Here is a 12,003-nt window from a genome sequence, read left to right as displayed (position 1 = left end):
TGGCCTCCTTACTGGACGCTTGGGCTGCAATTAGGGGTGACCGGTTGGCCGCTGATGACCTGGCGGGCGAAGGGGATGGAGTCCTTCAACGAGGCATTCACCGTTTCACTGTGGCCCAGGCCTTTGTACAGGTGGCCCTGCACCACCGAGCCTGCCTTGCAGGCGTCCTGCATCAGCGCTACCTGGGTGGCGGCGGCGGGGGTCTTGTCCTCGGCGCCGGTGCCGATGAAGATCGGCTGGGCCAGCTTCAAGGTCGGGTACGACACCTGCGCCAGCCAGGGCTTGAGCTTGTCGCCCTGGTAGTCCTTCTTGGCATTGGCCGGGGTCAGGCCGGTGCCGACCACGTCGCTGACCAGTGCTGACAGGCAACTGGTGCGCGCCTGCTCGAACAGTGGCAGGGCCTTGTCGGTGTAGAAGTCGCGCGGGTCGATGCTCGGGTCATACTGCTGCGCGGCAAGCAGCGTGTAGAAGCCGTAGGCCAGGGCCGGGTCGACCTTGTTCTGGTCCTGTTCGCCGACATTTTTCGAACCCACGGTGTAGATCACCCCTGTGCCGATACTGCCCTTGACGCCCAGCTTGGGCGCATAGGTTGCCGCATAGGCCCCGGCGGCAAAGGCCCCGGCCCCCCCTTGCGACTGGCCAATGATCAACACCTTGTCGGCCAGCCCCGGTACGCCGGCGACCACGGCCTTGGCCGCATCGAGAATGCCGTAAGCGGCCATGCGGTTGTTCAGCAATGGGTGGCCGCCCGGTACACCCAGGCCCTGGTAGTCGGTGGCGACGATGGCATAGCCTTCATCCAGCCAGCGGTTGAGGTATTGCACGTCGCGGTAGCTGCGCCCGGCCCAGGACGGCGCGCAGATATCCGCCACGCCAACGGTGCCATGGCCCCAGCTGGCGACCGGCCAACCGCCCGCGGGTGCCTTGCCTTTGGGGATGAACAGCGCACCAGAAACCACGATTGGCGTCTTGCCGTCGATACCGTCCAGCGAGGTGTACAGGATGCGTTGTGCGTTGGCCGCATTGGGCAGGCTCAGCGCCTGCTCGAGCGGTTCGCTGCGCAGCAGTTTGCCGGGCGTGGCGGGGATGGCCTTGGTCCAGGTGTAGAAGGCCGACACGCGGCCATCGCCCTGTTGCGGGTCAGGTTTTGGCGCGTAGGTTTCGGCGGCCATGGCGCCGATGGACAGGGCCAGGGCGCTGAGGCCGAAGACGAGCGAAGCAGGCAGTTTCATGGGAAAGGCTCTCAAGGTTGTTGGCTGATCTGGGCGTCGAGGGACGGCCAGTAATGGGTCAGTTGCAAGTCGATCAAGGCCTGGCGGGTAAAGCCCGTGGCCAGGTCGCTGGTAATGTCGTAGGGCGTGCGAATCAGCCGGTTGGCCAGTGCGTACTGGCCCAGGGCGTCGTAATGGGTTTTAAGCTGCGCATCGCTTTTTGGCGCCCAGCGCGCTTGCCAGGCCACGGGGTCGTCCTGGTCGTCACGGCGTAGCACGCTTTCACTGACCCCCGCGCGCGATGACAGCGCGTAGTAGGCGTCGCGGTTCTGTTCCTGGGAAATCCACCAGGCCGCGCGCACCCAGGCGGTGGCCACCAGTTGCGTCAGGTCGGCGTGTTGCTGCACGAAGCGGTCGGTGCCCCACAGGTCCGAGACCAGCCGCCAATCATTGGCGCCTTGCTTGGTCGACCAGAGAATGCGCGCCACGCCTTTGTCTTCCAGGGCATAGGCTTCGTTGAGCAACACGGCGGCATCGACCTTGCCGGCGGAAACCGCAGCGGCGCCCACTTGCGGGTTGAGGTTGGCGATCTTGAAATCACTCAGTTTCAGGCCTTGGCTTTCGAGGAAGTTGCTGAAGGCGAACTCCCACGGGCGACCACGGTGCAGGGCCAGGCGTTTGCCCTTGAGGTCCTGGATGCTGCGCACAGTGGAATTGCTCGGCACCACCAGGTAGATGTTGTTGCCGCTACCGCCCGGCACCACCAGCTTGCCCGGCACCTGGCCAGACCCGGCGATGACCGAAGGCAGGTCGCCACGCACGGCAAAGTCCAGGCTGTCGTTGCTGAAGCCTTCGTTGATCTGTGGCCCGGCGCCGGCATGGGGCAGGGCGGTCCATTGCAGTTTCACGCCGCGGGCGGCCAGTTGCTGTTCCAGCCAGCCTTCCTCGATCACCCGGCCGGGGATGCCGCCGAACACCGGCGCCCCGCCCTGGGTGAAGGCGACGATGGCAATGCGCACCGCCGCCGGTGGCTCGGCTGCCAGCGCAGCCAGGCTGAGGAACAGGCCGCCCAACAGAGCAAGGGCATGACGCCAGGGATTGTTCATGTGCAGCTCCAGGCAAAGGTTCTACAGGCCAGGAGCGAAATGCATGCCAGCCCTTCGAAAATTGGCTGCAGACCATGCGTGGTGGGGCTTTCAGCCAGGGTTAGGCTGCGTGCGGCGGGCCGGGCCTGCTGGCCGGCGGGCAGGCGAGTGCTGGCGGGTTGCTGCTGTGGCAGCAATGGGCTGCTGAAAAATCGAATATTTCTAATTCGAATATATAAATATTAATTAATAATTTTTTGATCTAATTTGTTTCATGCACTATTGGCCTGCGCGTCTACTGCCAGGAATGCCCCTATGTCGCTGATCACCCACCCCAATGCCCGCGAGCTGACCAAGTCGGTACGTGCCACCGTGCTCGTGTTCAAGGACCCGCGCTCCCAGGAGCTGCTCAGCCGCATCGAGCGCCTGGCGCCCAGCGAGGCCAACACCCTGATCATCGGCGAAACCGGCACCGGCAAAGAGCTGGTCGCCCGTCACATCCACCACCTAAGCCGCCGCGGGCGTGAGCCATTCGTGGCGGTTAACTGCGGTGCCTTTGCCGAAACCCTGGTGGAAAGCGAGCTGTTCGGCCACGAAAAAGGCGCGTTCACCGGCGCCACCAGCAACAAGGCCGGCTGGTTCGAAGCAGCCAACGGCGGCACGCTGTTCCTCGATGAAATTGGCGACTTGCCGCTGAACATGCAGGTGAAGTTGTTGCGGGTGCTGCAGGAGCGTGAAGTGGTGCGCCTGGGCTCACGCACGCCGATCCCGATCAACGTGCGGCTGGTGGCAGCGACCAACGTGAACCTGGCTGATGCAGTGGTGGCGGGGCATTTTCGTGAAGACCTGTTCTACCGCCTGCATGTCGCCACGATTCGCTTGCCGCCGCTGCGAGAGCGACCGGGGGACATCCTGCCGCTCGCGGAATTCTTCATCGAGGAGCATTGCCGACGCCTGGGGTATGAGCGTGCCTCGTTGAGCCCGGATGCCGAACGCAAATTGCTGGCGCATAGCTGGCCGGGCAACATCCGCGAGCTGGAAAACGCCATTCACCATGCGTTGCTGGTGTGCCGGTATCAGGTGGTGGCACCGGCGGACCTGCACCTGGTCGATATGCGGCCACAGGTAGCGGCGCCGGTTGCACATGCCTACTTGCCGACAGCCAGCGCGGCACCACCTGACCTGGAAAGTGCGTTGCTGGCGTTGTTCGAGCAGAATGTGCCGAACCTGTATGAGCATATCGAGGAGACAGTGTTCAGGGCGGCGTATCGATACTGCCACGGCAACCAGTTGCAGACGGGGCGCTTGCTGAACATCAGCCGTAACATTGTGCGGGCGCGGCTGGAAAAGATTGGCGAACTGTCGAAGGCATGAGGTGCCTGTGTTGGGGCTGCCGCGCACTTATCGCGGGCAAGCCCGCTCCCGCAATTTCGGCGGCGTACCCAGCTACCAGCGATAGGTCAGGTCGGCGGTTACGGTGCGCCCCGTTCCCAACAGGCAGGCTACGGTGGCGAAGCAGCCGGCCACGTAGTACTTGTCGGTCAGGTTTTTCACATTGAGCTGCGCCGACAAGCCCTGCAGGCCGTTGTTGGCCTTGCCGAAGTCGTAAGACAGCATGGCATCGACCAAGGTGTAGCCAGGCACTTCGAAAGTGTTCTGCGCATCGCCAGAGGTGGCGCCGGTGTAGCGCACGCCAAGGCCGCCGCCAAGCCCGGCCAATGGCCCGCCCTGCAGGGTGTAGTCGACCCACAGCGAGGCCAGATGACGTGGGACCCGCACCGGCGCATTTCCCTTGTTGCTGACGCCCAGCGCGTTCGGGTTGTCCTTGGTTACCTCGACATCGTTGTAGGTATACGCGGTGATCAGGTTCAGCCCCGGCAGCGGTTTGGCTACGCCTTCCAGCTCCACCCCGCGCGAGGTCACTTCACCCTGCTGCACGCTGAAGCCCGGGTGCTCGACATCGGTCGTGGCCACGTTCTGCCGGCGTAGGTCGAAGGCTGCCACGGTGATGTAGTTTTCGCTGCCTGGCGGTTGGTACTTGATGCCCACTTCGTATTGCTTGGCTGTTTCCGGTTCGAACGGGGAACCATCGAAACTGTTGCCACTGGCCAGTTTGAACGACTCGCTGTAGCTCACGTAGGGGAACAGGCCCATGTCGAAGCTGTAGCCGAACGACGCGCGGGCAGTGGTGGCCTCGTCGGTGATCACCTGGTGGCTGCCATTGATGCGATTGGTGCTGTCCTGGCGCGCCCAGTCGTGACGCATGCCAAGGGTGGCGACCCAGTTGTCGAGGTGCAATTGGTCCTGCAGGTACAGCCCGACCTGGCGGTCGTCGCGGGCGGTGGACAACAGTGAGGTGTAGCGGGAAGTGTCGATCGTTACACCGCGCACCGGGTTGTAGATGTTGATCGATGGCGCGTCGCCGTGCTGCACGTCCTGGCTGCGGTGGCCGCGCAGGTAGTCGGCACCCAGCAACAGGTCATGGCGCAATGGGCCGGTGTTGAAATTGGCCAGCAGCTGGTTGTCCAGGGTGTAGTTGTCGCTGTTGTAATCGCGCAGCTCGTAATAGCGGGCCAGGGTGTTGCCATTGATCACACCGCTGTTGCGAAACAGTTGATCCTGATAGCCGTGCATGTGGCTGTAGCGCAAGTTCTGGCGGAAGCTGAAGGTGTCGTTGATGCGATGGCTCAGCTCATAGCCCAGGTTGTTCATCTCTGACTGCTCGCGGTCGAAGCCCGGCTCGTTCAGCGAGCGGTGGCGGGGTACGCGGCCGTTGGGGTTGGAGCCGTCGAACAGGGAGTAGGCCATGTTCGAGGTGAACAGGTTGGTGTTTTTCTGGTACGACGCCAGCAGGGTCAGGCTGGTGTCTTCATTCGGTGCCCAGGTCAGGCTGGGCGCGACGTACTGGCGGTCGTCCTTGATACCGTCGATTTCGTTGTCGGCATCACGGCCGAGCATCACCAGGCGGTAGGCCAGGGTGCCCTGGCTGTCGAGCAGGTCGCCGACATCCAGGCTCAGTTGCTGGCGGTCGTGATTGCCGAGCGACAGACCGACTTCACGGTGGGCGGCAAACAATGGTTTTTTCGAGACCAGGTTGATCATGCCGCCAGGCTCGCCCTGGCCGTAGATAACCGACGCCGGCCCTTTGAGTACCTCGATGCGCTCCAGGCCAAACGGCTCCGGCGCGTAATAGCCAATGTTGTTGTTGCGCAGGCCGTCGGTGTAGGCATTGCTGTTGATCTGTTGGAAACCACGCACCATCAAGGTGTTGTCGGTGGGGTTGTTGCCAGCGACGTTGGCGTGCACGCCAGCGGTGTAGCTCAAGGCTTCGGTAACGGTCTGTGCACCTTGGGCCTTGATCCGGTCACGGGTCACCACCGACACCGAGGCGGGGGTTTCCAGCAGCGCGCTGTCGGTCTTGCTGGCGCTGCTGGCGCGGGTGGCCAGGTAGCCGTTCACGGCACCGTAGGCGCTGTCGCGATAGGCATCGACGCTGGTGGGCGCCAGTTGCAGGCCCGCACCTTGTGCCGCAGGTTGCAGCCGATACTGGCGTTCGCCGCTGGGCACGGCGATCAGGCCACTGCCCAGCAACATGCGTTCCAGGGCCTGTTCGGGGGTGAATTCGCCTTGCAGCGGTGCGCTGGCCTTGCCTTGGCTGAGCACGCCATCGCCGACAATGTAGATACCGGCCGCACTGGCCAGGCGGTTGAGCTGCTGGGCCAGCGGGCCGGATGGCAGGTCGTAGCGGCGCGGGCTGTCGTCGGCCATCACCGGGGTGGCGATCAGCAACGGCAGAGCCAGCAGCAGAGGGCGCAAGGTAAACGGGAGCAGGGGCATGGGTGTTCCTTGTGGGGGCAGATGAAGCTGGGTGTTCATCTGCTAATCCGAACGAGCCGGGTAAAACCGGAACACCCCTGCGCAAAAAAACGGTGGGTTCAGCGTGGCTCGATGCTGTACCACCAAGGCAAGGTCTTGCGCACCTTGATCGGCAGGGCGCTTTCGAGCATGGCCAGGGTGCGTTCCGGGTCATTGGCTGGGAAGTTGCCCATCACCCGCAGCGCCTGCACTTGTGGAGCAACACCGAGATGACCGGGCAGGTAGGCACGCAGTTGTTCGCTGAACTCGCCAAGGCTGATGTCGTTGGCCAACAGACGGCCATCGCGCCAGGCCTGGCGCGACTCGTCCACCGCACGGGGCGGTTGTGCGCCATGGCGGTCGAAATCCGCTTGCCATCCTGCCGCAACCACCAGGCTGCCTGCGCCATCTGCGGGGTGAAGGCGCACGGCACCGTCGAACACGCTCAGGCGTGCGGCCTGGTCGCGTTGCCAGACGCTGAAGCGGGTGCCCAACGCTTGCAGGCGGCCGTAACGGGTGTCGATCACGAATGGCCGGCTGTCATGGGCGGTTTCTACCAGTACTTCACCGGCCAGCAGCTCCAGGCGGCGCAGGTTGGCGCGGTAGTCGATGTTCAATGCGGTGGCACTGTTCAGCCACAGTTGGCCGCCGTCCGGCAGGCGCAGGCTGCGCACTTCGCCGGTGCCGGTGCGCTGGTCGGCGCTGAGTGCCTGCAGCTGTCGCCTGGCGGCAGGTAGGCGCCAGCCGGCCAAGGCCAGCAGGCTGCCGCCGCACAGCAAACCGAGCAGTCCAACTGCGCGACGGCGGTCGAGGTCGGTGCGGCGCACGCTGCCCAGTGCCTGCAGTGAGGCGTCGGCCTGTAGTTTCAGCGGTGAGAAACGCTGACTGATGCGTTGCACATGGTCCCATGCCACCTGGTTGGCGTGTGCAGTCCCGAGCCATTTCTGCCAGCGCAACTGCAATTGCAGGTCTTGCGGGGCTGCAAGCAACTGCGCATACCAGTTGGCGGCTGCCTGCAAGGTGGCGTGGTCCGGGCGCTCGCTGGCGTTCATGGCAGGTCCAGTTCCAGCAGCAGGCACTGGTACATCGCCTGGGCCATGTACTTGGTCACGCTGCGTTCGGAAACCTGCAGCTGCCTGGCGATTTCCCGGTAGCCCAGGCCCTGTACGTGGGCCAGCAGAAAGGCCTGGCAGACCTTGTCCGGCAATCGCGCGAGCATTCGCTGCACCTGCTCGAGTGCCTCGAACACCAGTGCACGCTCTTCCTCGCTGGGTGCCAAGGGTTCGGGCAGGGCGGCCAAGGCCTCCAGCCAAGCCTGCTGCAGGTGCTGACGGCGCCAGAAATCGATGCACAGATGGCGGGTGACGGTGCTCAGGTAGGCGCGCGCGTGCTGCTCGGTCTGGAATTGCTGCGGCTTGCTCAGCAGGCGCACGAACACGTCATGGGCCAGGTCGGCGGCATCACTGGCATTGCCCAGGCGCTTGTGCAGCCAACCGCGAATCCAGCCGTGGTGGTTGGTGTAATAGGTGTGAATCTGCTGGCTGTAAGCGGGGTCGAGACGCGACATCGGGGCATCCTTACGCTATGCGACAAGGTCTCATATGAGAATTTTTCGCAATGGTAGGCCAGGGCTGATGAACACGGCAACACTATCTGATGGCGAGATACGATTGCTAAGCCCTGCAAGACTCGGGTTAAATGAGAGTCATTATTAAAGACGTTCTGATCGGTTCAACCCATGCCCTGCGCTGACCCTTCCCTGCAAAAAGCCGTGCACACACTTTACGAGGACCATCATTCCTGGCTGTGCGGGTGGCTGCGCGGCAAGCTCGGTTGTGTGGAGCATGCCGCCGACCTGGCCCAGGACACTTTCATCCGGGTGCTGACCCTGCGCAAGGCCGCTGAGCTGCGACAGCCACGGGCCTATTTGAGCAGCGTGGCCCGCAGCCTGATGATTGACATGTTCCGGCGACGGGCACTGGAGCAGGCTTACCTGGAAACCCTGGCGACACGGCCCGAGCTGGTAGAGGTTTCGCCCGAGGCGCGCCTGCTGATCATCGAGACCTTGATGGAGATCGATCGCCTGCTCGACGGCCTGGGCACACGCACTCGCGAAATCTTCCTGATGGCCCAGCTCGATGGCTTGAGCTATGTGGAAATCGCAAGGCGCCTGAATGTGTCGCTTACCACCGTCAAAAAGCATGCAGTGCGGGCGCTGACCCATTGCCTGCTGCTGGCTGAGGCGTGACCGGTGACAGGTGCAGACCCCTTGGATCGCAACACGCTGGAGGCTGCCGCACGCTGGTACGTCGAGCTGCGCTGCGAGGCTGACGAGGCCACGCGAGCGGCACATCGGCGCTGGCTGCTGAGTGACCCGCGGCACCAGCAGGCCTGGGAGCGCCTGGGGCGTTTGCAGGGCACGCTGCAGCAGGTTGCGCCGGGTATCGCGCGGCCCATGTTGAACAGTGCCAGGGCCAAACGGCGTGAGGTGCTCAAAGTACTGTCGGTGCTGCTGATGGCGGGCGCGGCAGGTGGGCTGGCATTGCGCGAAGGTGGCGTTGCCAGCTTGATGGCTGACTTGAGCACTGGCGTTGGCAAGCGCCGTTCATTGCAACTGGACGACGGCAGCCAACTGCAGTTGAACACCGACACGGCTGTCAACGTTCGCTATACCGCCGACATTCGCGCACTTGAATTGCTCAAGGGTGAAATCCTGGTGCAAACCGTGCCGGATGCATTGTCTCGCCCGTTCATCGTGCACACCAGGCAGGGCAGTGTCCGCGCGCTAGGAACACGCTTTACGGTGCGCTGCGACAGCGAGACCAGCCGGGTTTGCGTGCTGGAACATGCCGTGGAAGTTCGCAGCGCACGTGGCGCGGCGGTGGTGCGGGTAGGCGCAGGCCAGCAATTGGCATTTCGCCTGGAAGAGATCGGTGCCCTGACACCGGCTGCGGCCATGGCAGACGCCTGGGCCCGTGAAATGTTGGTCGTGGATGACTGGCGCCTTGCCGATGTTGTCAGCGAGCTGCAGCGGTATCGCCCTGGGTACCTGGGCTGTGATGCGGCCGTCAATGATTTGCGGTTGTCCGGGGCGTTTCATTTGAGCGATATCGACAGTGTCCTGGAAAACCTCACCACCACGTTACCTGTGCGTATTCGTCGCTTCAGCCGCTACTGGACGCGTGTCGAGGCGGCCTGAAGCCTGTCCTTGTTTTTTTGTCAGCAGGGTTATCGATTTTCGTTCTCGTTCGACTTGTAGGTAGACGCGCACCAAGCGCACTGAAAAAACTGCCGCAGGGCGAAAGGAAACCGCATGCTCGCTGTCAACGATTGCAACCGTACTCTCCCGATCAACTCGACCCAAGCCAGCCTGGCGCGGGCCGTGCATCGCGCGCTGTTCAGCGTGGCGTTGGCGACACCGCTGGCAGCGGCGATGATCGCCCAACCTGCCGTTGCCCAAACCCAGGCTGAAGCGCTCTTCGACATACCCGCTGGCGCACTTGGCACGGCACTGACGCAATTTGCCTCGGCGGCCGGTGTGACGGTGTCGTTCGAGCCGTCATCGGTACAGGGGCTGCAGTCGCCCGGCCTGCATGGCCGCTACAGCGCCGACGCCGGCCTGCGCCAGGTGCTGGCCGGCAGCCGGTTGCAGGTGCTGAAGCAGGGCAGTGGCAGCTACTCGCTGCTGCCCATGGTGGGTGATGATTCCACCTTGCAGCTCGATACCACCAGCGTTACCGGCACGGCCGTTGAGTCCGCCTATGGGCCGGTAAGCGGCTACGTCGCCAGCCGCAGCGCGACCGGCACCAAGACCGACACGCCGATTCTGGAAATCCCCCAGGCCATCAACGTGATCACCGCCGACCAGGTGCAGGCGCAAGGGGCGCGCAACCTGACCCAGGCGCTGCGCTATACCCCGGGCCTGGCCACCGGCGGCTTCACCGACCGCAACAGCATTGCCGACGAAATCACCAGCCGTGGCTTTGCCCCGACCCCGTTGTATCTGGACGGCGCCTACTTGCCGTACGCCGGCAGCCTGGGCGGTGCCCCCCAGATCGACCCCTACACGCTGGAGCGTATCGAGGTGCTCAAAGGCCCATCGTCGGTGCTGTACGGGCAAAACCAGCCGGGCGGGCTGATCAACATGGTCTCCAAGCGCCCGACCCGCGAGCAACGTAGCCAGGTAAAGCTGGGCGCCGGTAGCTACAACCGGGTCAACGGTGCCTTCGATACCAGCGGCCCGCTGGACGAGCAGAAGGTCTTCACCTATCGCCTGGTCGGCGTTGCCGACAAAGGCAACGAATTGGTCGCCCATGCCCACAGCGAGCGCTTGCTACTGGCACCCAGCCTGACCTGGGCGCCGAATGAAGACACCTCGCTGACGTTGCTCGCTCAGGTTCAGCGTGACGATGGCTTGCCCGACTACCAGACGCTGCCGATGATCGGTTCGCTCAAGCGTGGCCCGACAGGCCAGCATATCGACCGGGACTTCTTCTCGGGCGACTCGCATTACAACGATTACAAACGCAACCAGTACATTTTCGGCTACGACTTCAACCACCGCTTCAGTGACGAGCTGGCATTTCGCTCTACCGCGCGCTACACCGATGTCCGTGACCGCTACAAAGGCTTTTACCTGCGCAGTTTCGTGACAGAGGGCGATGGGGTGGACTACACCCGCGCCAACCGGGTGAAGCTCGACTGGCGCCAGCACAATATTTCGTACACCGTCGATAACAACCTGGAATACAAGTTCAATACAGGCGCCTTGCAGCACACCGCGCTGGCAGGCGTGGACTACCGTCACTTCACGCGCAAGTACGATGGCTATAACGCCTACAACGTGCTGCCCGTCGATCTCTATGGCAAGAACAACTTCGACACCAGCAGCATCACCCCGGTACTGGATACCCGTTGGGACAATACCGTGCGCCAGACCGGGGTTTACCTGCAGGACCAGATCAAGCTGGACAACTGGATCCTGACCGTAGGCGGGCGCCAGGACTGGGCCGAAATCGACAACAAAGACTTGTTGGCGCACAGCATTGCTTCCCAGCGTGACAGCAAGTTCACCGGGCGCATCGGCCTCACCTATGTCACCGAGTTTGGCCTGGCACCCTATGTCAGCTATTCCCAGTCGTTCTTGCCAACCTTGGGCACGGCGGCCCCAGAGCGTGGCGGCAAGGCGTTCGAGCCCACTGAGGGCGAGCAATACGAAGTGGGGCTGAAGTATCAGCCGTTCGAGGGCACCTTGTTCACGGCCTCGGTGTTTCAGGTGAAGCAGAAAAACGTGCTGACCGGCGATACCGAGTACCCGCAGTACGAGTCGCAAAATGGCGAGGTGCGTTCGCGTGGGGTGGAGCTGGAGCTCAAATCCAGCATCGAGAACGTTGATGTCCTGGCCGCTGCCACCTACATCGACTCGTTCTATACCAAGAGTACCTATGGCGACCAGGGCAACCGCAACGAGTCGCAGGCCCCGGTGTCTGCCTCGCTGTGGGTGGACTATCACTTCACCCAGGCCATGCTCAATGGCCTGACCTTTGGCGCCGGTGCCCGTTACACCGGCCGCAAGCCGGGCAACTCGGCCAATACCTTCGATGTGCCGGCTTATGCCGTGTATGACGCTACCGTCAGCTACGACCTGGGCAAACTCGACCCAAGCCTGCGTGGCCTGCAGGCCAGCGTGAATGTGCAGAACATCTTCGACCGCGAGTACGTATCGGACTGCAACTACGCATTTGGCTGCTACTACGGGCAGGAGCGGGTAGCTTCGGTAGAGATGACCTACGACTGGTGATCAAGCCCCGGCGCCACGCGTTATACTCCGCGCCATTTGCCTATGGCCGGAG

General features: G+C 63.1%; 9 protein-coding genes. 4 read left to right on the top strand and 5 right to left on the bottom strand.

The genetic code is table 11. The features are described from left to right. Positions 1 to 8 precede the first annotated feature (8 nt). Positions 9 to 1,232, bottom strand: a complete 1,224-nt coding sequence (locus APH35_RS09865) for a lipase family protein (RefSeq protein WP_060514708.1) — start codon at positions 1,230 to 1,232, stop codon at positions 9 to 11. 11 nt (positions 1,233 to 1,243) lie between these two features. Next, positions 1,244 to 2,317: an ABC transporter substrate-binding protein gene (locus APH35_RS09860; RefSeq protein ID WP_012272950.1), complete on the bottom strand. Its 1,074-nt coding sequence runs from the start codon at positions 2,315 to 2,317 to the stop codon at positions 1,244 to 1,246. A 294-nt stretch (positions 2,318 to 2,611) separates the two neighbouring features. Here APH35_RS09860 and APH35_RS09855 point away from each other — a divergent pair, with 294 nt between their 5' ends. Beyond that, complete coding sequence (locus APH35_RS09855; RefSeq protein WP_012272949.1) at positions 2,612 to 3,670, top strand: sigma-54 interaction domain-containing protein; 1,059 nt, start codon at positions 2,612 to 2,614, stop codon at positions 3,668 to 3,670. 72 nt (positions 3,671 to 3,742) lie between these two features. Here the strand turns inward: APH35_RS09855 and APH35_RS09850 are convergent, their stop codons facing one another. From APH35_RS09850 to APH35_RS09840, 3 genes are all read right to left on the bottom strand, one after another. Beyond that, positions 3,743 to 6,133, bottom strand: a complete 2,391-nt coding sequence (locus APH35_RS09850; RefSeq protein WP_060514707.1) for a TonB-dependent siderophore receptor — start codon at positions 6,131 to 6,133, stop codon at positions 3,743 to 3,745. A gap of 98 nt (positions 6,134 to 6,231) precedes the next feature. Next, positions 6,232 to 7,203: a FecR family protein gene (locus APH35_RS09845; RefSeq protein ID WP_060514706.1), complete on the bottom strand. Its 972-nt coding sequence runs from the start codon at positions 7,201 to 7,203 to the stop codon at positions 6,232 to 6,234. Next, entirely contained in the window at positions 7,200 to 7,718 is a 519-nt protein-coding gene (locus APH35_RS09840) for a sigma-70 family RNA polymerase sigma factor (protein ID WP_060492911.1), read from the bottom strand. Before APH35_RS09840 ends, APH35_RS09845 begins: the two co-directional genes overlap by 4 nt. Positions 7,719 to 7,889: 171 nt before the next feature. Here APH35_RS09840 and APH35_RS09835 point away from each other — a divergent pair, with 171 nt between their 5' ends. From APH35_RS09835 to APH35_RS09825, 3 genes are all read left to right on the top strand, one after another. Further along, complete coding sequence (locus APH35_RS09835) at positions 7,890 to 8,399, top strand: sigma-70 family RNA polymerase sigma factor (RefSeq protein ID WP_012272945.1); 510 nt, start codon at positions 7,890 to 7,892, stop codon at positions 8,397 to 8,399. Between the two features lie 3 nt (positions 8,400 to 8,402). Continuing rightward, positions 8,403 to 9,350 (top strand): FecR domain-containing protein, encoded by a 948-nt coding sequence (locus APH35_RS09830; RefSeq protein ID WP_060514705.1) that lies wholly within the window; start codon positions 8,403 to 8,405, stop codon positions 9,348 to 9,350. 114 nt (positions 9,351 to 9,464) lie between these two features. Beyond that, positions 9,465 to 11,951 (top strand): TonB-dependent siderophore receptor, encoded by a 2,487-nt coding sequence (locus tag APH35_RS09825; RefSeq protein ID WP_082425750.1) that lies wholly within the window; start codon positions 9,465 to 9,467, stop codon positions 11,949 to 11,951. The last annotated feature ends 52 nt before the right edge of the window (positions 11,952 to 12,003 follow it).

Source organism: Pseudomonas sp. NBRC 111132, assembly GCF_001320565.1.
In the GTDB taxonomy this organism is placed as follows: Bacteria; Pseudomonadota; Gammaproteobacteria; order Pseudomonadales; family Pseudomonadaceae; genus Aquipseudomonas; species Aquipseudomonas putida_P.
This window is presented reverse-complemented; position numbering and strand designations above follow the sequence as displayed.